This window comes from Chthonobacter albigriseus (assembly GCF_013839445.1).
GTDB lineage: Bacteria > Pseudomonadota > Alphaproteobacteria > Rhizobiales > Pleomorphomonadaceae > Chthonobacter > Chthonobacter albigriseus.
Window position 1 is genome coordinate 135,295 of sequence record NZ_JACDIT010000006.1, and the last position, 21,717, is coordinate 157,011.

Genomic DNA, 21,717 nt, shown 5'->3' on the forward strand with positions numbered 1-21,717 from the left:
GGTTGATAGCCCCAACGATGGCGAATTTCAAGCGCCGATGTCGTGCGAACCTACACGAAGACCCGCGACGGCGTCGGTTCGACGGCCTCGCCGCCGGGACCGGGGTCGTCCGGACGGAAAGGCATGGTGAGCATCGATGCCGACGAACCGGATCGGGCGGCCGGGCGCGCTTCTGCTGGTGCCGGTTCCGGAGTCGCCGCTTGCACAGGACGCGAGTCGGCCGGGAAGGCGGCGCCGGGTTCCTCCGGGGCAGGCGGGGGCGGGGCGGGCGGATTCCGATCGTCGCCATCGTCGTCGGAGACGCTCGCTTCAACAACCGGCGGCGGCGGCGGGGCTTCCAAGGGAAGCGCCGCCCGTTCGGCAAGATCGGATCCGTCGAGTTCGGTCGCGCCCGTATCCGTGGCGACCGGCACCCGCCACTCGAACGCGTCGAGCCGCCCCGTGACCGGGGAAACCGGATGCCACGTCTCAGCCACCACACCGTCGGCGGTCCAGGCCTCGTCGCGCGGCGCACGGACGGCACGGGAGAGCCACTCGCGGACGCGGCCGCGGTCTCCGTGCTGGCGCTCCTCGAGCTCGGCCATCATCAGGCAGATCCGCTGCGTCGGCATCAGGCGAAGGGCCTTGCCAAGATACTCGCGGGCAAGATCCCATTCCTGCGCATCGAGCGCCGCCCGGGCGACGGCGACAGCCCCTTCACGGGCGTTCGGCCGGATCCCGTAGAGAGTCTGGGCGCGTTTCAGCCGGTCATGCGTGGAGTCGCCAGGCCGGACGTGAATGAAAGCTTCGGCGAGTTCCGGGTGCGGCTCCAGCTTCCAGGTTGTCTCGACAACCTTGGCCGCCTTCCGGGTGTCGTTCAGGCGGGTGAGGACGCGGGCGGCCAGCACGGCAGCCGGCACGAACTCCGGAACCAGGCGGTGGGCTTCCAGGGCGAAGGCGCGCGCCTTGTCCGGCTCGGCGTCCTCCACGTCTGCGGCCCGCGCGGTGAGCAGCACCGCCCGAAGCCGCTTCGCCTGGCTCTTCTCAAGAAGCCGCGTTCCCGCCGCCTGCTCGAGCGTCGAGAGCGCCCCTTCCCAGTCGTGTTCCGCTGATTGGTATTCCATCATCGCCGTGGCGGACCAGGGAACGCCCGGAGCGATCTTCTGCGCTTCGGCCGCGTAGTGGCGGGCGGCTTCGCTCTCCCCGGCCCGGGTCGCCTCGATGAACAGGCCCCTGAGTCCGAGCAGCCGCGTGTCCGGATCCTCCAGCATGCGCGTGAAGGCGCTGCGGGCCGCGTCGGGCCGCCCTTCCAGCTGGGCGGTCTGCGCTTCGAGGAGCATCACCAGCGGCTCGCGCGACAGGTGGCGTCCGGCCTCACCGGCGTAGCGGTGCGCCAGCCGGATGTCGCCCGACCCCACCGCGATCATCCCGCGGGACAGCGCCTGGTACCCCTTGTCGCGCCGCCGCGCCCGGAAGAACCCGCGGATGGCGCCCGGCGTATGGAAGAGGCCGCTGACGAGTTTCCAGAGCACGATGGCGGCCAGCGCGAACACCAGCAGGGAGACCACCACCACGCGGAGCGGCGGAGCCATCTCGCCGCCCGGCCAGTTGATGGCCACGCTGACCGGGACGCCGCCGAGCCAGTCCAGCGTGAACACGGCGGCGAACAGAAGGGCGATGGCGACAAGGACGCGAATCATCCACGGACCTCTTTTCAGTTCGCCGCGGGGGCGGCCGGTTCTCCGGCGCCCGCCTGCAATCGGGTCAAGACGCTTTGGGTCAGGTCGGCCACGGCCTTGTCGGCCGCAACCCGCTCGTCCAGGCTTGCCTTCCAGGCGGCGGAACGCTCCTGGGCGAACGCCGGCAGTCGTGTCCAGGCTTCAGCGGCAGCCGGCAGGTCGCCGGCGTCGAGGGCCTTGCGCAGATCGTCGAGGGGAACCGACAGGGGATCGGTCGCGCTGTCGCCGGTTTCGCGATAGTTCACCAGCGACTTCGCCCCGATCATCATCCGGTCCAGGAGACCGGTGTCCTCGCCCGCGGGTCGCGCTGCGAGGATCTCGGCGGTGGGAAACCCGGCGACGAGTTCGTCCGTTGTGGCGACACCAGCCGCCGCGGTGGCGTCGAGTGCCGCAAGGTCCGGAAGTTCGCTTGCTGTTGCGCGCAGCACGTCGAGATCCCCTTTGAACGGCTCTCCGGCGGCCACCTTCGACGACAGCGAGGTCACGGCCAGCGACAGCGCGGCGATTTCGCCCTGCTTGGGCGCTTCCGCCAACCGGGCTTCGATGTCCGCCAGCCGGCCATCCAGTGCGGTGAGCTGGTCGGCAACGGGCTTGATGCTTCCGGCCACGCCGTCGATCGTGCTCCGCAAGCCCTCCACGGTCGCCGTGACGGAGCCCCTGGTCTCGCCGAGCGACTGGTCCAGCGCCCCGATCCGTTCGATGACGCCGGCAACCGATTGCTCCAGCGTTTCGACGCGTTGCGGATCGACGGTCGGCGGCTGCGGCCGGTTGGCGAGGTCGGTTACCGCCGCGCGCTGTTCTTCCAGACCACGGCCGAAGTCGGTCTGTGCCGTGCGCAAACCGTCGAGATCGGCCCGCAAGCTTTCCAGCGCTGCGGTGACCTCCGCGATCTGCGAGCCTTCGGTCCCGCCGGCCTGCTGCTCGATCACGGTGAGCCGGCTCCCGAGTTCGTCGACGGCGCCCTTGAGGGCCGCCACCGCCTCGCCCTGGTCGGCGGGAGGCTGCGGCAGGGCGCCGAGCGCCGTCTCCAGGCTACCGACCCGCTCGGCCAGCGCCGCGTCGGGCGCAGGCGCCGGTCGGGCATCAAGCGCCGCGAGCTGTTCGGACAATGCGGCGACCTCCGTGCGGAGGGCCGAAACCTCGGCAGGATCCGCCCCGACGGGCGGAAGCACGCCGCTCGTATAGAGCAGTGCACCACCTCCGAGAGCCACCACACCGCCCAGGAGAGCGGCGGCCACGGTGCCGAGGGTTCCACGGCCCTCCCGCGGAGGCGGGTAGGTGGCCGCCGCGACACGGGGCGCAGGATCTTCGGCGAAGGCAGCGCCCGCCGTCTCGGCCGCCGATGAGGCGTGCACCGTGTCCTCGGTCGAAGCGTCATCGCGAGTCGACTCGGACCCCGTAGCGCCCGGCTGTTCGGCACCGGCCAGCACATCGCTGACGAAGATCTGGTCGGGATCGTCGGCCTTCTTTTCCGGCTCGGCGGACGCTTCACCGGCAGGCTCGACCGCTGCGGCTTCGGCTGCGGGGTCGCTGGCCGCGGCAAGGTCGGCTGCCGCGGAGCCCGGAGTTCCCACCGCTTCCGCCATCGGTTCGGGCGCCACCGGCGTCTCCTGCGCGGCGGCGGCAGCTTCGTCCGCACGCGCCGCGCGGGCGGCGATCTCGGTCGCCGTCAGGTCGATGGTGGTCGGCTTCCCCTTGCGACGGCCCGCTTTGGCGAAGGGATCGGTGTCGCGACGATCGTTTCCGGATGCCATGTTTGCCGCTTCCTCCCAATCGTCGCTCCCCGAGTCCGGGGATCTTGTCTCGATGTCGTCGACGCCCGCATTGTTTTCGAGCGTGAGCCCCAACGCAACCACGGCCTTGGTAAGGTCCTCGCCGGTCGGGTGTTCGGCGACGACGATCCGCGTCAATTCAGGCGCGAGCGGGGCCGCGGCCTTGGCCGAGATCGCCACCACGGCCGGCCGGTCTCCCCCAAGCGTCAGCGCGGCAGCCTCAAGGGAACGCCGCAACGCCCTTGCGGTTCGTTCGGATCCGACGACGATCGCATCGACGGAGCCCTCGCCCAGCGCGGCGATCGCCTCGGCAGGAAGTTTGTCGGCCATCTCGGCCCGGTAGACCTCCACCACCTTGACGGCGAATCCGTCCGCGGCAAGCCGTTCGGCCACGTCACCGGCCCTGTCCCGGCCGGCCGCATGAATAACCAGTCCGACGGAGGGCTGGAACCGATTGCGCACGAGCTCCAGGACTGCCTCCGCATCACCGCCGGCATCGTAGACGTCCGCGAACCCAGCATGCCGCGCGGCTTCGGCCGTGGCCGTCCCCACTGCGACAACTGCGCAGGTTCGCAAGCTTTCCGGTACCGGCTGAAGCGCGGACACGGCGTTCAGGCTGGTCAGGATGAGGAGCCCGGGCCGGTCGGCGGCTATCGTCGCTCCCGCGCCTGGCAGGGCGTCCACCCGCAGCATTGGCGCGATGATCGACGTGATCCTGTGCCCGGCGAGCGTCCGGGCCATCGCCTCGGCCTGGGGTTCGGGTCTGAGGATCAGGACCCGCATCGGCGTCAGCCCTCGGCCGGATGCTGTGTGAAGAACGCCGGTCCACCCGCAAGCCGCAGCCGCTCGCCGAGACCGCTGCCGAGAGCCGCGGCGTCCTCGGGCCTGCCGGAGACGGTTCCGTCGTGATGAATCCGTCCATCTGGCGTCAGGATCAGCCCGTAGAGCGTGAGAAGTCCCTGCGCGACTTTCGCATGCCCCGCGATCGGCGTTCGGCAGGAGCCGTCGAGCGCCGCCAGCATGGCGCGCTCCGCCCTCAGACAGACGGCGGTCGCCTCGTCGTGGATCGCCGACACCAGGCTGTCGATCCGTGCGTCGCCGGCCCGTGTCTCGATGCCGATGGCGCCTTGCCCGACCGCGGGCGGAAAGGTCTCCTCCGGAAGGATCTCGGTCGCGACATGGCTGAGGCCCAGCCGGTTGAGCCCGGCCAATGCGAGCAGCGTGGCATCCACCTCCCCGGCGTCCAGCTTGCGCAGTCGCGACTGGACGTTGCCGCGATAGGTCACGACGTCCAGGTCGGGACGAAGCCGCTTCACCATCGCCTGCCGGCGCAGCGAAGCCGTCCCGACCACGGCCCCCGCAGGCAACGACGCCAGCGAGGCATGGCGGGTCGAAATCAGCACGTCCCGCACATCCTCGCGCGGAAGAAAATGCTCGAGCACCAGGCCGTCGGGCAGCAGGGTTGGCATGTCCTTGGACGAGTGGACGGCCAGATCGATGTCGCCGGCGATCAGCGCCTCCTCGATCTCCTTGGTGAAGAGGCCCTTCCCCCCGACCTCCGACAGCGGACGGTCCAGGATCCGGTCCCCCGAAGTCTTGATCACCACGATCTCGAACGCCGGGGCGGCTTCTCCCCAGGCGGCCGACAGCCGGTCCCGGACTTCGTGCGCCTGGGCGAGCGCCAGTGGGCTGCCGCGGGTTCCGATACGGACGGGAATAGTTTGCACTCGGGGTCGTCCAGATGATAGGGCCGGGTTTCGGTCGAGGGCCCGATATAGCGCCCGGACGGCCCCGAAGAAACCCGTGACGACACGGATGGCGTAACGAATGGCGGAAACACTCGTCCTCGGCATCGAGACGAGCTGCGACGAAACGGCCGCGGCGGTCGTCGCGCGCTCATCCGAAGGGCGCGGGCGCATCCTCTCCAACGTCGTGCTCAGCCAGATCGACGCCCACGCGCTGTTCGGCGGCGTGGTGCCCGAGATCGCCGCCCGCGCCCACGTGGAAGCGCTGGACGACGTCATCCGCGCAGCGCTCGCGGACGCCGGCGTCGCTCTCGCCGACCTCGACGCGATCGCCGCCACGGCAGGTCCGGGACTGATCGGCGGCGTGCTGGTGGGCCTCACGACCGCCAAGGCGCTCGCCTATGCCACCGGCAAGCCGCTCGTCGCCGTCAACCACCTGGAAGGCCACGCTCTGACCGCTCGCCTGACGGACGCGATCGATTTCCCCTACCTTCTCTTGTTGGTGTCAGGGGGACACACGCAGATCGTCAGGGTCGAGGGCATCGGCCGCTACACACGCCTGGGCACCACCATCGACGATGCCCTGGGCGAGGCTTTCGACAAGACGGCCAAGCTTCTCGCCCTTGGCTATCCAGGCGGGCCGGCGGTCGAACGGATGGCCCTCGACGGCAATCCGGCACGCTTCCCGCTCCCCCGCCCCCTCCTTCACAGGCCCGAACCGGACTTCTCCTTCTCCGGTCTCAAGACCGCGGTCCGACAGGAAGCGCAGGCGGCGAGCCCCCTCTCCCCGCAGGACGTCGCCGACCTCTGCGCGTCCTTCCAGGCCGCTGTCGCCGACGTCATCGCGGACCGCGCCGGCCTTGCCTTGCGTCGTTTTGCAGCAACGATGGGCGACAAGATCCCCACTCTCGTCGTCGCGGGCGGTGTCGCGGCCAACAAGACGATCGCCGCCCGATTGGAAACCTTGGCCAAATCGCTCGGTGCGCGTCTGATCGTACCACCTCTCAAGCTCTGTACGGACAACGGCGCCATGATAGCCTGGGCGGGTGCGGAGCATCTTGCACTCGGGCTCGTCGATGGACTCGACGCGCCGGCCCGCGCACGCTGGCCTCTCGACGGCGAATCGGAACCGGTTGTCGGCCGCGGTCGGCTCGGCGCCAAGGTTTGAGGGGAGACCGCAGCAGCGTGTCTGGGATATCGGAAGAAGCGAGGGAGCGGACGCGCATCGCGGTCTACGGAGCGGGCGCCTGGGGCGCGGCTCTGGCCATGGTGGCCGCCAGGGCGGGTCACGAGGTTGCGCTCGTCGGACGCGACCACGCCGTAGCCGATGCGATCAACCGGACGCGCAGGACGCCGTATCTGCCCGGTATGGACCTTCCGGAGGGCATCCAGGCGACGGCCGACCCGGCAAGCCTTCTCCACGCCGAGATCATCCTGCTCGCCACCCCGGCCCAGGTCACCGGAATCGCCGCTGGCGAAATCTCCCGTCACGCCCGCCCCGGCACGGCCGTGGTCTCATGCGCCAAGGGGATCGACCGGCAGACAGGGCTTCTCGTGTCCGAGGTCGCCTTCGCCAGCTACGCGAAGGGTCCGATCGCGGTGCTATCGGGCCCGGGCTTTGCCGCCGACGTCGCCCTCGGCCTGCCGACGGCGGTGACCATCGCGGCGGAGGACCTGATCCTGGCCGAGGCCCTTTGCCAGATCCTCGCCGGCCCTGGCTTCCGTCCCTACGCCGCCAGCGACATGGTCGGCGTCCAGCTCGGCGGCGCGTTGAAGAATGTTCTCGCCATCGCCGCCGGCGTGGTCGCCGGCCGCCGCCTGGGGGCCAGTGCCGAAGCGGCTGTCATCACACGCGGTTTCGTCGAGATGCGCCGGCTTGCGGCAGCCTGGGGCGCGAAGTCCGACACGCTGATGGGGCTATCCGGCCTTGGCGATCTCGTTCTCACCTGCCGCTCCACCCAGTCGCGCAACTTCGCACTGGGCGTCGCGCTCGGCGAAGGCGCCGACCCCGCGACCTTCGGCAAGCTCGCCGAAGGGGCGTTCACCGCCTCGATTGCTGTCGAACGGGCTGTCGCCTTCGGTATCGAGGCGCCGATCATGCACTGCGTCGCCGCCGTGCTGGACGGCAGCCTCTCCGTCGACGGAGCCGTCGAGCGCCTCTTGTCACGGCCGCTCAAGCGCGAGGACGTCTACTGAGCAGCCGTCGCCGGGCGGCTCCGCCCGAGCGGCTTTGATGGAACGGGCACCACATCCACCTCAACCGTCAGGCTGTGCTCGCCGGAGGCGATGATCACGCCGTCGAGGGGCGAGACGTCCGCGTAGTCCCGCCCGATGGCGAGCACGATGTGGTCCTCCCCGGCGGCGATCCCGTTCGTCGGGTCGAGCCCCACCCAGCCCGACGCCTCGCCGCACCAGACCGACACCCAGGCGTGGGTCGCGTCCGCGCCTTGCAGGCGGGGCCGGCCGGGCGGCGGATCGGTTCTGAGATATCCGCTGACATAGGCGGCCGGCAGACCGAGCCCCCGCAGACCCGCGATCATCACGTGCGCGAAGTCCTGGCAGACACCCCTCTTTGCGGCGAAAGCGACAGCCGGCGGCGTCTTTGCGTCGGTCGCGCCGGGCTGATAGCGCAGTCCCGACTTGATCCGCGTCATCAGGGCCGTAGCGGCCTCCAGGATCGGGCGCGATCGCGGGAAGCTCTCTGCCGTCCAGGCAGTGATCGCCGGATCCAGCGCCACCGACCGGGACGGATAAAGGAAATGCGCCGGTGAGCCGGACGACAGGTCGGCGCTCGCCATCGCTTCCGACCGCACCGCCTCCCAAGGTGGAGTCAGACTCGCCAGGAGGGGTTCGGGAGCCTGCACCTCGATCCGCGCGCTCAGCGACACCACCAGTTCGGCATGCGGCTGCTCGAGCGCGAACACCGTCAGGCGATTCCCGAAGAAATCCCGCGCGTCTGATCGCTCGGCCGGCGCCGGGTCGATATCCAGCGCGGCCTCGATCACCCGCTGTCCCGGCCTGTTCACCGGCAACAGCCGCGCCGCATGGCGCGAGAACGGAACCGTGGACGTGTAGGCGTAGGTCGTGACCTGCCGGACGTCGTAAATCATCCGAGCTCCTCCGGAAGATCCTGCGACGGCGCCTGACGGAAGAAGCGCTCCGAGATCCCCTCGGAAAGGCGGAACAGGTCGCCCATGATCTCGTCCAGATCGGCGAGGGCGAGATCCTCCACCGGTGTGGTGGACAGCATCGCCTGGAGTTTCCGCGAAGCCCGCAACACGGGCACGGGTCGGCCGTCGACGGTCGTCGCCGGCAGTTCGCCGAGGTGCTGGTTGATCCGCCCCACCTGAAAGGCCACCGATCGCGGATTGTTGTCGTCGAGCACGAGAAGATCGAGCACCGGCACCCGGGACGCCGTCATGACATAGCGCGACCGGTAGGTGATCTGGCTGTCGCCAAGCTCGAGCATCACGTCGAGCGCCCCCGACGGGGCGGTCTCCTCTCCGAACATCTGCACGAAGCGGGAGGTGTTCACGGCCCTTTCGATGCGGCGCCCGAGCTCCAGAAAACGCCAGCCCATCTGGCGGTTCATGTTTTCCGAGGCCAACCCCGAAAAGGCGGCGACCAGTCTGAGCGCCTGGTTCGTTTCGTCGAAGGCCTGGCTTGGCGTCATCCGGCGTCCGGACGCTTCGAAACGCGCGGCGATGTCAGTCACCGCCTGGAATGCGTCCGGTGCCAGGCGATCCCGGATCACCGCCGCTGCCGAGCGCGCCATTGCCGTCAGCCGCGGTAATGCGCCGATGGCCGTGCGGTCGGTCAGGACGGACATCGCCAGCCGCGACGCCGGCAGACGGGCGGGACCCGGCAGCGCGCCCATCCGCGACAAGAGCAGCACGAGCCGTTCGACCAGCGGCCCCTCCGACGCGACGCCGGAATCCACCACCCGGCCGAGCAGGGCCCGCACCAGCCGAAGCGTCGCCTCGGTCCGCTCCAGGTACCGCGCCAGCCAGAACAGGTTGTCGGCCGCACGGCTTGGCAGCGTGCCGGTCGTCCGCCTCACGCGAACGCGATCCGCTGTCGGCAGCAGTGTCGTCTCCGCCACCGGCCCGTCGCCGAGCACCCAGACATCCGAAGCGCTCGCCCCTTGCTGCAGCGAAACGAACCGCGCATCGGACGAGCCCGAGATCCGGCAGAACCCGCCGGGCATCACCGTCCAGTCGTCGTCGCCCACCGCCGCCAGGAACAGGCGGAGCACGAAGGGCCGGGGCTCCAACACGCCATTGGTCCACACCGGCATGGTCGACAGGTTCACCGCCTCTTGGCCCACCACGTCCATGCCGCGCCGCTCGACGATCTCCCTCAGCGCTCTGCGCTGCTCCGCGGTGAGCCCGGCGCCCACCCCGGTCTTGAACTCCGGCAGGCCCGGGATGTGCGCCCCGAAGGCTGGCGCCACCACCATGCCGTCGAGGTGAGCGAGCACGGCCTCCCGCTCGCGCGGCTGCCCGCACCACCAGGTGGCCACGTTGGGAAGGATCAGGTCTTCGCCCAGAACATGCCGCGCCAGAGCCGGCATGAAGCCCATCAGCGCCCGGCTCTCCACCACGCCCGAACCGAGGCTGTTGGCGACCGTGACGCCGCCTTCCCGGATCGCCTGCACCAGTCCCGGCACGCCGAGCCGCGACGACGTCCGCAGCTCCAGAGGATCGGCGAAGTCGCCGTCGAGCCGCCGCCAGACCACGTCCACCCGCTTCAGTCCGGACACGGTGCGCACATAGGTCGCCCCGTCCCGCACCGCCAGGTCGCCCCCTTCGACCAGCAGGAAGCCGAGGTATCGCGCGAGATAAGCGTGCTCGAAGTAGGTCTCGTTGAGCGGCCCGGGCGTCAACAGCGCCACCCGCGCCTCGGCGCGCGCGTTGAGCCGCGCAAGCTCGTCCCGGAAACTCTGGAAGAACGGCGCCAGTCGCTCCACATTGAGCGCGCGGGCGATGTCCGGCATCGCGCGCGACACCGCGATCCGGTTCTCCAGCGCATACCCCGCGCCCGACGGAGCCTGGGCGCGGTCGCTCAGCACCCACCACGCGCCGTCGGGACCGCGCCCGATATCGACTGCGTAGAGGTGGAGATGTCGACCGCCGGGCGGTGGCAGGCCGACCAGCGGCCGCAGGTAGTCCGGGCTGCCTGTCACCACGGCCGCGGGAAGCACGCCGTCGCGGACGAGCCGTCCCTCTCCGTAGACGTCCTTCAGCAGCGCCTCTGCCAGCCGGGCACGCTGGATCACGCCCGCCTTCAGGCCTTCCCACTCGCGCGCCCCGATCAGGAGCGGCATCGCCGCCAGCGGCCACGGGCGTTCGCCGCCCTGCGCGTCGTCGTAGACGCGGTAGAAGACCCCCGAATCCTCCAGGTGCCGCCGTGCGGAGGAAAACGCCTCCTTCAACGGCTCCGGTCCAAGCCGGCCTATCTCCGCGTGGAAGCGGTGCCACGGCTCGCGCAGCGACCCGTCCGCCCGCATCATCTCGTCGTGGACACCCGGAAGCGGTCGATAGCGGCCCACGAGGGCCGAGATCCACCCCGGCAGCGCGCCACGCGCCGCGGAGCGGGCGTCGGTCTTCAGCGTGTCGGGACGGGTCTCGCTCATGAAAGCTCGGCAGGATCGGCGCACGGTCAGGCTAAGGCAAATACGCGAAGCGTCCAGCCCCTTCGGAAGGGTCGCTGGACACGGCCGTCACATCCACGCCGGCCGGCGGAGGTCGAGCGTCGCCGGAAACGCACCGGGCCTTTCCTCCGGCGGCACCGCGATGGGCCCGATCGCGTGACCGTGGTCCTGGAACCGCGCCAGACGGCGGGCTTCCGCCTCGTAGGCGTTGACGGGGTAGGTGTCGTAGTTCCGCCCGCCCGGATGGGCCACGTGATAGACGCAGCCGCCGAGCGAGCGCCCGTTCCAGCTGTCCACCACGTCGAAGGTCAGCGGTGCGTTCACCGGCAGCACCGGATGGATGCCGCTCGCCGGATGCCAGGCCTTGAACCGCACCCCGCCCACATGCCGGCCGTTGCTGCCGGTCGCCAGCATCGGCACGCGCCGGCCGTTGCACGCGATCACGTGCCGGTTCGGGTCGAGCCCGGTCGCCTTCACCTGCAGCCGTTCCACCGAGCTGTCGACATAGCGGACCGTGCCGCCGACCGCGCCTTCCTCACCCGTTACGTGCCACGGCTCCAGCGCGCCGCGGATCTCCAGCTCCACCCCGCCATAGGACACCGTCCCGAAATACGGGAAGCGGAACTCCCGTTGCGCCTCGAACCAAAGTGCCTCAATCGGGAAACCGGCCCGTTGCAGATCGCTGACCACCTCCCGAAAATCCGCCCACACGAAGTGCTCCAGCATGAAGCGGTCGTGCAGGTCGGTGCCCCAGCGTGTGAAGCCGCCGGTCTGCGGCTGGTCCCAGAACCAGGCCACCAGAGCCCTGAGGAGGAGCTGCTGGGCGAGCGACATCCGCGCGTCCGGCGGCATCTCGAACGAGCGGAACTCCACCAGCCCGAGCCGACCGGTCGGGCCGTCCGGTGAGTAGAGCTTGTCGATGCAGATCTCCGACCGGTGCGTGTTGCCGGTGACGTCCACCAGGAGATTGCGGAACAGCCGGTCGACGAGCCAGGGCAGCGGTGCCGGCCCCTCGCCCGGCCGCGGCACCTGCGCCAGCGCGATCTCCAGCTCGTAGAGCGCGTCGTGCCGGGCCTCGTCGATCCGCGGCGCCTGGCTGGTCGGGCCGATGAACAGTCCGGAGAACAGGTAGGACAGGCTCGGATGACGCTGCCAGTAGAGCACCAGGCTTTTCAGCAGGTCCGGCCGGCGCAGGAACGGGCTGTCGGCAGGCGTCGCACCGCCGATCACCACATGATTGCCGCCGCCGGTGCCGGTGTGCCGGCCGTCCGTCATGAACTTGTCGGTACCGAGCCGCGTCAGCCGCGCCTCTTCGTAGACGCCCGTGGTGATGTCCACGCACGCGCGCCAGGAGGCGGCCGGATGCACGTTCACCTCGATGACACCCGGATCCGGCGCCACTCGCACCACGCCTATCCGCGGATCGAACGGAGGCGCGTATCCCTCGATGTGAACGGGAAGCCCCAACTCCTCGGCGGTGTTCTCCGCCGCGGCCAGCAGCTCCAGGTAATCCTCGATCGTCGAGGTCGGCGGCATGAACACGCAGAGCCGTCCGTCGCGCGGCTCCACCGACAGCGCGGTGCGCACCGCCCCGACCCCGGTCATCCACTGCTGGACGCGCGGGTCGTCCGGCGTCACCTCGGTGGAGCGGCGGAACGTCTGGTGCAGCTCCTCCGGATCCGGCAGGTCCGGCCTGTCGTCGAAGGTGTCGCGTTCCACGATGTAGGGATAGGCAGCTGGCGGCACATAGGGCAGCGCCGCCAGCGGCAGCCGGTAGCCCACGGGCGAATCTCCGGGAATCAGGAACAGCCGGCCGCGCCGGAAATTCCAGAGTTCGGAGACCCACCCCGAACCCGCGCGCGACTGCCAGCGCTGGACCGGCAGCACGTAGCCGGACGCCTTGCCGAGCCCGCGCTCGAACACCCGCGCGATGCGGGCCCGCTCCTCTGCGCTCTCCAGCTTGCTGTCGTCGGTCGTAACGTTCTCCGGCAACCCCTGCTCCTTCAGGATCCAGTGGCCGGGATCCTCGAAGGCCGGCACGGCGAAGCTGGCGGGAATGCCGAGCCGTTTGGCGACACCCGCCGTGAAGGCCGCGGCGTCGTCGATCGAAGGCGGCGTGTTGCCGGTTTCCCGGGCCACCAGGTCGAGGTTTCGCCAGACCGGCTTGCCGTCCTTGCGCCAGTAGAGCGAGAAGGTCCAGCGCGGCAGGCTTTCGCCGGGATACCACTTGCCCTGGCCGTAGTGCAGGAAGCCGCCCGGCGCGAAGCGGTCCGCCAGCCGCCGGATCAGCTGGTCGGCCAGCGTGCGCTTGGTCGGGCCTACCGCCGCGGTGTTCCACTCCGCCGACTGGTAGTCGTCGATCGAAACGAACGTCGGCTCGCCGCCCATCGTCAGCCGCACGTCGCGGGCTTGGAGCGCGGCGTCCACCGTGTCGCCGGCGACAAGCAGCCGCTCCCAGGCGTCGTCGGCGAACGGATAGGTCACCCGCGGCCGCTCGTCGATCCGCGCGATCGACATGTCGAAGCTGAACGACACCTGCGTGTCCGGGTGCCCCGTATAGCCGCCGGAGATCGGCGCCGCCGAGGCGTAATGGGGCGTCGCGGCCAGCGGAATATGCCCCTCGCCGCAGAGCAGCCCCGACGTCGGGTCGAGCCCGATCCAGCCGGCGCCGGGGATGTAGACCTCGCACCAGGCGTGCAGGTCGGTGAAGTCGACCGCCGTGCCGGCCGGCCCGTCCAGCGCCTTCAGGTCCGGCTTCAGCTGGATCAGGTATCCGGACACGAAGCGGGCGGCGAGCCCGAGGTGTCGCAGCAGCTGGACCAGCAGCCAGCCGGTATCGCGGCAGGAGCCGGACCGCCGTGCCAGCGTCTCGTCGGGGGTCTGCACCCCCGGCTCCATGCGGATCTCGTAGCTGATGTGCCGCTGCAGGTCCTGGTTGATCCCGACCAGGAAGTCGATCGTCGGCACCAGCTTGCGCGAAACGCCAGCCAGGTAGTCGCGGAAGAGGTCCCCCTCGCTTTCGCGGATCAGGTAGGGCGCGAGCTCGATCCCGAGCTCAGGCGTGTAGGCGAACGGGAACTTCTGCGCATAGTCCTCTGTGAAGAAGTCGAACGGGTTGATCGTCGCCATCTCCGCCATCAGGTCGACGGAGACGGAGAACTCCGTCGATGGCTCCGGGAACACGAACCGGGCCAGCCAATTGCCGTGCGGATCCTGCTGCCAGTTCACGAAGTGCGGCTCCGGCGTCACCTTCAGCGCGTAGGAGGGCACCTTGGTGCGGCTGTGCGGCGCCGGCCTGAGGCGGACCACCTGAGGTCCGAGCTGGACGGGGCGGTCGTAGGTATAGCGGGTGACGTGGGTGAGCTTCGTCAGGATCGCCATCAGGTCTTCAGCCTCGCGTTGCGCAACGTCCCGCCATGAGAAACCATCCGGGCGGGCAGTAGAAGCCTAACCCGTAGGCATGCCGACGGAAAGGGCAGTGTGCGCCCCGCAGGCGACGAACACTGTCGTCAGTCTTCCAGCCCTGCGATTGCCCGGGCGAAATCGCGGGCCTGGAACGGCTCCAGGTCGTCTATCTGCTCGCCGACACCGATGAAGTGGACGGGGAGGCCGAATTTCGCGGAGATGGCCACCAGGATACCGCCGCGCGCCGTACCGTCCAGCTTGGTCATGACCAGACCGGTCACGCCCGCCGTCTTGCCGAAAACGTCCACCTGGTTGAGCGCGTTCTGGCCGGTCGTTGCGTCGAGGACGAGCAGCACGTCGTGCGGGGCACTCGGATCGACCTTGCGGATGACCCGCACGACCTTCTCCAGCTCCGCCATCAGCTCGGCCTTGTTCTGCAGCCGTCCCGCCGTGTCGACCATCAGCACGTCGCGTCCGCCGGCCTTGGCCTCCGTCAGGGCATCGAACGCCAGGCCGGCGGCGTCCGAACCCACCGGTCGGGCTACGACCGGCACCTGTGTCCGCTCGCCCCAGACCTTCAGCTGGTCGATCGCCGCCGCCCGGAAGGTGTCTCCGGCCGCCAGCATCACCGACCGGCCCTCGGCCCGGAACTTCGCTGCCAGCTTGCCGATCGTCGTCGTCTTGCCCGAACCGTTGACGCCGACCACCAGGATCACATGCGGCTTCAGGTCGGCCCGGATCTCCAGCGGCTTGGCCACCGGCGAAAGCACCGCCTCGACCTCCTCGGCCAGAACCGTGCGGACCTCCTGGTCGGAGATGTCCTTGCCGAACCGGCCCTTGGCCAGCCGCTCGGTAATGGCGGTCGCGGTCTGCACGCCGAGGTCCGCCTGGATCAGGACGTTCTCCAGCTCCTCCAGAGTCTCGTCGTCGAGCTTGCGCTTGGTGAAGATCGAAACGATCCCGCCCCCGATCGCCGTGCGCGAGCGCGACAGCCCTTCGCGCAGCTTGTCGAGCCAGGACTTCTTCGGGCCCGTCTCGCCGGCGTCGGGCGCCGGGGTATCGACCGCGGGAACTCCGAGCGGCGCCGGAGCGAAGCGCGCGAACGGGTTCTCTCCGGGCTCCGCGATCACCGTGGGAGCCTGGGGCTCGTCCGGAGCCTGCTCCACCGCAACGGGCTCCGCCGCCGGCTTCGTCTCGGGCTCCCCGTCCTTGCCGAAGCCGAACAGGCGGCCGAAGAATCCAGGCTTCTTGTCTTCGGCCATCGTCGGTCCCGTCTCCAGAGGTCAGTTGATCAAGCGGCCTTGGCCACGAGCGCCCGCTCGGTATGGCCGGTCACGACGGCGTCGACGATCTCGCCCGGCCGGCCCGCGGCGATCTCGGCCAGCGTGAACTGTTCGGTCCGCCCGAGGCCGTTCTTCTCGATCAACACCAGCCGCCGCCGTCCGGTTTCGCTCGCAAGGTGGGCGGTGAACGCATCGTCTCCCTTCACCCTCAGCCGCGCCGCTCGCTCCTTGATGACCGCGCGCTCCAGCTGCGGCATGCGCGCGGCGGGTGTTCCGGGCCGCGGCGAATAGGGGAAGACGTGGAGATGCGTCAGCCCGCAATCGTCGACGATGGCGAGCGACTGGGCGAACATCGCCTCGTCCTCGGTGGGGAACCCGGCGATCAGGTCGGCGCCGAACACCATGTCGGGCCGCAGCCGTCGGGCCTCCTCGCAGAAGCGGATTGCATCCGCGCGCAGGTGTCGGCGCTTCATCCGCTTGAGGATCATGTCGTCGCCGGCCTGCAGGGAGAGGTGCAGGTGCGGCATCAGCCGCTCCTCCTCCGCGATCGCGCGCATCAGGTCCTCGTCCGCCTCGATCGAGTCGATGGAGGAGATCCTCAGACGCTTCAGCTCCGGCACATGCGCCAGGATGGTCCGGGTGAGCTTACCGAGCCGTGGCGTCCCCGGCAGGTCCTGTCCATAGGACGTCAGGTCGACACCCGTCAGCACCACCTCCGCATAACCGTTCTCCACCAGCCGGCGGACCTGGGCGACGACCTCGCCCATCGGCACGGAACGCGAATTCCCGCGGCCATAGGGGATGATGCAGAAGGTGCAGCGGTGGTCGCAGCCGTTCTGAACCTGCACGAAGGCCCGCGCCCGCCCCTCGAACCCGTCGACCAGATGCAGCGCCGTTTCCCGCACGCTCATGATGTCGTTGACGCGCGTCTTTTCCGCCGCCGCCACGCCGAAGTCCGGCAGGGCCCGGTAGGCCGCCTCGGTCATCTTCTGGTCGTTGCCGACGACGAGGTCCACCTCCTCCATCGCCGCGAAGGACGCCGGATCGGTCTGCGCAGCGCAGCCGGTCACGACGATCCGGGCGGCCGGGTTCTCCCGCCGCGCGCGCCGGATCGCTTGCCGGGCCTGGCGCACGGCCTCGCCGGTCACCGCGCAGGTGTTCACCAGCACGGCGTCCGTCAGTCCGGCCGCTTCGGCCTTCTGCTTCATGACCTCCGATTCCACCGTGTTCAGACGGCAGCCGAAGGTCACCACCTCGATAGCCATGGGAGTGGTCGATGCCCTGCTTGTGGGGTTGGTCCGCCGCTATATGGCCGAAACGGCGGACAAACGCCAGAGCGGCGCCGGATCGGCGGTCAGGCGACCGCAGCCCGGGGGGCGAAGATCTCGCCCGGCAGCATACCGCGATGCTCCAGTTCGGTCGCCCCTGTCATCAGAACCTTGTCGGCGTCCGTCCACTCGATCAGAAGGTCGCCGCCCGGCAGGCTGACGCGCACCGTGCGCCCGGTCCGGCCGGTACGGGCCGCCGAAACCGCAGCGGCGCAGGCCGCCGAGCCGCAGGCCCTCGTCAGTCCCGCCCCGCGCTCCCAGACCCGCAGGATCAACGAGTCCGGTCCCGTGACCTGCGCAAGCGAGATGTTCGCTCCCTCCGGAAAGATCGGGTGATGCTCCAGCATCGGGCCGATCGCACCGAGGTCGTAGGCCGATGCGTCGTCGACCCAGAAGATCGCGTGCGGATTGCCCATGCTGGCCACCGACGGGGAATGCAGGATCGGATCGTCGATCGGCCCGATCTGCAGCTCGATCGCCCGCGTGTCATGGAAAGGTTCGGCCAGCGGGATCTTGTCCCAGGCGAACTCCGGCCGGCCCATGTCGACCGTCACGAGCCCGTCGCCGGCCTCGCGAACCGTCAGCAGGCCCGCCCGGGTCTGCAGCGTCAGCCGGTCCTTGCCGCTCTCGTCGAACATCAAACGCCCCACGCACCGGGTGCCGTTGCCGCAGGCCGCCGACTCCGATCCGTCGATGTTGAAGATGATCATCGCCGCATCCGTCTGCGGCGTCACCGGATCGTAGACCACCATCAGCTGGTCGAAATGCGCACCAGGCGTCTGGCCGATCGCCCGCGCGGCATCCGCCGTCACCCGCTCGCGCCGGCCACGCATATCCAGGACGACGATCTCGTTCCCGATCCCGTTCATCTTTGTGAAAGGCACGCCGTCGGTCATGGGAGCATTCGATCCATGGGTGGCTTGACACCCGATAGGTAGCGATTTTCGGACGGTTTCGGAAGGGGCGACCGTCCACTGAACACGGCACGCCCCGATTGATGAAGAAGGCGTGAATCCGATCCGCCGGATAGTTGATGGAGGGGTTAGAATCCCGTTCACCAGCTCTTTTAAGCCGACGAAAGTACATTCTCGTTAGAACATATTTTTGGTGGGAGGACGCCGCTTCGGGGCCGATATGAACATCTTCAAGAAATTGCTTGTGGCGCTTGCCCTGCTTCTGGCAACCAGCCAGGCCGTACTTGCGTCCGCTTGGACCGTTGAGCGTGTAACCGGCCGCGCCTGGATCACCGGAAGTGGCACGGAACCGATCGCGCTCAAACCCCGCATGACGGTCACCAGCGGCCAGACCGTGGCAACCGCCGATCGGGCAAGGGTCCTGCTCGTTCAGGACAAGAACCGCATGGCGCTCGGCCCAAACACCGTCATTTCTGTCGGCCCCACGTCCTTCTTCTCGCGCAAGGTGCGCATCGAGCAGCAGGTCGGCTCCATCGAAGTGGACGTCGAAAAGCGGCGCGCGCCCTACTTTTCCGTCGAGACGCCTTTCCTGGCGGCCGTCGTCAAGGGCACCCGCTTCACCGTGACCGTTTCCCCGTCGCGGGCCTCCGTCAACGTCGACCGTGGACTTGTCCAGGTCTCCGATTTCACGTCCGGAGACCACGCTGATCTCGGTCCCGGACAGCGCGCCAAGACCCGGCCGGGCACCGGCGGCCTTTCCGTCGCCGGTGTCGACAGACCCGTCGTGGAGAAGGGCAAGCCCGCAGAGGCCACCGTCAAGGCATTCGGAACCCGTAAGGTCTCCGTAGAGTCGCTCGGCGCAGCCTCGGACGAGAAGGCCTCAGCCGAGGCCGACAGCGGCAAACCGGACAAGTCGAAGAACAGCAACGGCAAGAGCGGCAACGCCGGAAACGGTGGCGGCAATTCCGGAAACGGCGGCGGCAACAGCGGAGCTGGAGGCAACTCTGGCAACGGCGGCGGTGGAGGCGGTAATTCCGGGCATGGCGGCGGCAACTCGGGTGGCCATGGGCACGGCGGCGGTCGCCACTGAGCGAAGGACGGGCCATGTCCCTCCAGCATCAAGCCGAAGGTGATGGTCGTCGCCGCAAGGCCGTGCGCGACGGCAGCCTGATCGCCGTCATCGGGCTGGTTCTCGCCTTCCTCCATGGCGTCGGCGTCTTCGCGCCGCTCTCCCGGGTTCTGCAGGACCAGCGCTTTCACGCAACGACCCGCGCACCCTCCGACAAGGTCGTTCTCGTCGACATCGACGCCCGCAGTCTCGCCGGGATCGGCGTATGGCCCTGGGATCGCCGGATCTATGCCGACCTCCTCGCGTCCGCTGCCACGCACGGGGCCGAGGCCGTCGCTTTCGACATCGACTTCAGCACGCGCTCGACCACCGGCTCGGACGCCGCTTTCGCCGAAGCCCTGGCCGGCTCAGGCGTGCCGGTCTACATGGCCGCCTTCGTGCAGCCGGAGACGGCAGCCGGTCCGGACCGGCTGCTTCTGTCGCTCCCGACACCCGCCTTGATGGAAAGCGCCTGGCCTGCCCTGGTCAACGTGCCGGTCGATCCGGACGGCGCGGTCCGGTCGATCCTCTACGGCCTGGACACCCCGGAAGGGCCGGTCCAGTCGATGCCCGCGCTCCTGGCTGGGTCCGAGCGGACCACCGGGGCGTTTTCCATTGACTACTCGATCGACGCCGCCGGCCTTCGCCGTGTCTCGTTCGTCGACGTCCTCCGTGGAACGGTTCCTCCCGACACGCTGAAGGGCCGCGTCCTCATCGTCGGCGCCACCGCGGTCGAGCTCCGCGACATCTTCCAGGTGCCCCGTCACGGCCTCGTCTCCGGCTCGACGATCCTCGCGCTCGCGACCGAAACCGTGGCGCAGGACCGCGCCGTGGATGTTGGAGGCGGTTATGCGCTCGCCCTCCTCGCCGGCGCAGTGGTCCTGGCGATCCTGGCTTTCGCCCTGATCTCCTCCTGGACGGTGATGCCGCTGCTCGCCGGGGCCGGCGTTGCGCTGCACGGCGCCGCTGTGGGACTTCACACTTTCACCGCCCAGACCCTCGACACCGGGCCCGCCCTCGCCGCGGTCGCGGTCTTCAGCCTCTGGGGCCTCTTGAGGGAACTCGATCTGCGCCAATGGCTGTTGCGTCTCGCCCGGACGCGCATCGCCAACGCCGACCGGATCCTTGTCAACCTCATCGAAGAGGGCTTCGACGGGATCCTGGTGGTCGACTCCGACGGTCGGATCCGCCACGCCAACCGGTCGGCGACGGCGATCCTCGGCCTCGGAGACCAGGCCCTGCCCCGGACGATCGCGGATCTCCCCGACCCCGTCGCCCGCCTGGTCTCCCGGCCCGGCGCCCACGACGGCGTCGAGCCGTCCAGCGGCCTCCTGCGCATGGGCGAGGGATCCGAGGCGCGGATCCTGGAGTACGCGACCCGACCTGTCCGCCTCGATCCGGAGTCCGGCCCGGGCCCGACGGAGGAGCCTCGGCTTCTGGTCTGCCTGTCGTTCCGCGACGTTACCGAGCGCCAGCGGGCCGCCGAACAGATGGAATACCTCGCCTACCACGATGCCCTGACCGGATTGCCGAACCGGCGCGCCCTGGAGGCCCGGCTTGCGGACTCACCGGCCGAAATGCCCGCTGCCCTGCTCTTCTTCGACCTCGACCGGTTCAAGGACGTCAACGGCAAGCTCGGCCACGGCTGGGGCGATGCGCTGCTGAGGGATGTCGCGACGCGTGCCACCTGCGCCATAGGCCCGGACGCTTTCCTCGCCCGCCTCGGCGGCGACGAATTCGCCGCGCTCCTGCCGTCAGGTTCGGCGTCGGATCCCGCGAACCGCACGATGGCCCTGTTGAAGGACCTGTCGCGGCCATTCTCGTTGCAGAACCACAAGATTGCGATCACCGCGAGCGCCGGACTGCGCCTTCTGGACGGTTCGCAGACCACACCCCAGGATACGCTGCGGCAGGCCGACCTTGCACTCGGCGAGGCCAAAAAGGCAGGTCGGAATCGCGCGGTGATCTTCTCCCCGGACCTTGAAGTCGCCCGTCTGCGGCGACTGCGGCTCGAGCACGATCTGGAGGCGGCGTTCCGCAACAACGAACTCCGGCTCGTCTTCCAGCCGCAGGTCTCGCTGGCCACCGGCGAGATCGTCGGCGCGGAAGCGCTGACGCGCTGGTACCACCCGGAACGCGGCTTCGTCTCGCCCGCCGAATTCATCCCGGTCATGGAGGAGACCGGCCTGATCCACCGGCTGGGCGCCTGGACGCTGGCAACGGCATGCCGCGAGGCGGCGCGCTGGCCGGAGCACATCCGGATCGCCGTCAACGTGTCTGCGATCGAACTGGAGATGGGCGACGTTCCCGCGACCGTCGCAGATATCCTCTCCGCCACCGGTTTGCGCCCCGATCGCCTGGAACTGGAGATCACGGAAACCGCCTTCGTGAAGGAGACGCCTCTTCTCGTGGAGCGCCTGCGCCGGATCCGCGGCTTCGGCGTCGGGTTCGCGCTCGACGACTTCGGCACCGGATACTCGTCGCTGGGCTACCTGCACCGCTTCCCCGTCGGCAAGATCAAGATCGACCGCTCCTTCGTGATGGGGCTTCCCGAGGATGAAACAGCCGCTGCGATCGTCCGGTCCATCGTCGCGCTCGCCGCGAGCCTGCGCCTGCGGACCGTCGCGGAAGGCATAGAAACCGAGCGGCAGCAGGACTGCCTGCGGCGGATGGGCTGTACGGAAGGACAGGGGTACCTGTTCTCCCAGCCGGTCGACTCGGCAACGATAGCCGCGCTGATCGCGCGCGACGCGGCCCGACCCTCGGCCCTGGCAGGCTGACCGGCCGCAGG

Annotated in this window: 13 protein-coding genes; 4 read left to right on the top strand and 9 right to left on the bottom strand. The window is 69.3% G+C overall.

Annotated elements, in window-relative coordinates; translation table 11 throughout:
- Nucleotides 1-50: 50 nt before the first annotated feature.
- From HZ321_RS16060 to hemC, 3 genes are read right to left on the bottom strand one after another with little or no spacing between them, the layout of a single operon-like run.
- Nucleotides 51-1,679 carry a heme biosynthesis protein HemY gene (locus tag HZ321_RS16060; protein WP_181703399.1) on the bottom strand — a complete coding sequence of 543 codons (1,629 nt, stop codon included), beginning with the start codon at nt 1,677-1,679 and terminating at the stop codon, nt 51-53.
- 14 nt (nt 1,680-1,693) lie between these two features.
- Nucleotides 1,694-4,273, bottom strand: coding sequence for a uroporphyrinogen-III synthase (locus HZ321_RS16065; protein WP_181703400.1), 2,580 nt, complete (start codon nt 4,271-4,273; stop codon nt 1,694-1,696).
- Between the two features lie 5 nt (nt 4,274-4,278).
- Complete coding sequence (hemC, locus tag HZ321_RS16070; RefSeq protein WP_181703401.1) at nt 4,279-5,217, bottom strand: hydroxymethylbilane synthase; 939 nt, start codon at nt 5,215-5,217, stop codon at nt 4,279-4,281.
- 100 nt (nt 5,218-5,317) lie between these two features.
- On the opposite strand from hemC, the gene tsaD reads away from it, so the two are divergent.
- Both tsaD and HZ321_RS16080 read left to right on the top strand, forming a co-directional pair.
- Entirely contained in the window at nt 5,318-6,403 is a 1,086-nt protein-coding gene (tsaD, locus tag HZ321_RS16075) for a tRNA (adenosine(37)-N6)-threonylcarbamoyltransferase complex transferase subunit TsaD (protein ID WP_181703402.1), read from the top strand.
- Between the two features lie 17 nt (nt 6,404-6,420).
- Complete coding sequence (locus HZ321_RS16080; RefSeq protein WP_342343862.1) at nt 6,421-7,431, top strand: NAD(P)H-dependent glycerol-3-phosphate dehydrogenase; 1,011 nt, start codon at nt 6,421-6,423, stop codon at nt 7,429-7,431.
- On the opposite strand, the gene HZ321_RS16085 is transcribed toward HZ321_RS16080, so the two are convergent.
- From HZ321_RS16085 to dapF, 6 genes are all read right to left on the bottom strand, one after another.
- A complete protein-coding gene (locus HZ321_RS16085) occupies nt 7,425-8,345 on the bottom strand; it encodes a transglutaminase family protein (protein WP_181703403.1) in 921 nt (306 codons plus the stop codon). The genes HZ321_RS16080 and HZ321_RS16085 overlap by 7 nt on opposite strands.
- Nucleotides 8,342-10,870, bottom strand: coding sequence for a circularly permuted type 2 ATP-grasp protein (locus HZ321_RS16090; RefSeq protein ID WP_181703404.1), 2,529 nt, complete (start codon nt 10,868-10,870; stop codon nt 8,342-8,344). Before HZ321_RS16090 ends, HZ321_RS16085 begins: the two co-directional genes overlap by 4 nt.
- A gap of 87 nt (nt 10,871-10,957) precedes the next feature.
- On the bottom strand, nt 10,958-14,269 hold the full coding sequence (locus HZ321_RS16095; RefSeq protein WP_181703405.1) for a transglutaminase family protein: 3,312 nt from the start codon (nt 14,267-14,269) through the stop codon (nt 10,958-10,960).
- Between the two features lie 128 nt (nt 14,270-14,397).
- On the bottom strand, nt 14,398-15,555 hold the full coding sequence (gene ftsY, locus HZ321_RS16100) for a signal recognition particle-docking protein FtsY (RefSeq protein ID WP_181703406.1): 1,158 nt from the start codon (nt 15,553-15,555) through the stop codon (nt 14,398-14,400).
- Between the two features lie 29 nt (nt 15,556-15,584).
- On the bottom strand, nt 15,585-16,841 hold the full coding sequence (gene mtaB, locus HZ321_RS16105; protein WP_181703407.1) for a tRNA (N(6)-L-threonylcarbamoyladenosine(37)-C(2))-methylthiotransferase MtaB: 1,257 nt from the start codon (nt 16,839-16,841) through the stop codon (nt 15,585-15,587).
- 89 nt (nt 16,842-16,930) lie between these two features.
- Nucleotides 16,931-17,800 (bottom strand): diaminopimelate epimerase, encoded by an 870-nt coding sequence (gene dapF, locus HZ321_RS16110; protein ID WP_181703408.1) that lies wholly within the window; start codon nt 17,798-17,800, stop codon nt 16,931-16,933.
- A 238-nt stretch (nt 17,801-18,038) separates the two neighbouring features.
- Between dapF and HZ321_RS16115 the strand changes: the two genes are divergently transcribed.
- Together HZ321_RS16115 and HZ321_RS16120 are read left to right on the top strand one after the other, a co-directional pair.
- Nucleotides 18,039-18,908 (top strand): FecR domain-containing protein, encoded by an 870-nt coding sequence (locus HZ321_RS16115; protein ID WP_181703409.1) that lies wholly within the window; start codon nt 18,039-18,041, stop codon nt 18,906-18,908.
- A 14-nt stretch (nt 18,909-18,922) separates the two neighbouring features.
- On the top strand, nt 18,923-21,706 hold the full coding sequence (locus tag HZ321_RS16120) for an EAL domain-containing protein (protein ID WP_181703410.1): 2,784 nt from the start codon (nt 18,923-18,925) through the stop codon (nt 21,704-21,706).
- Nucleotides 21,707-21,717 lie beyond the last annotated feature (11 nt).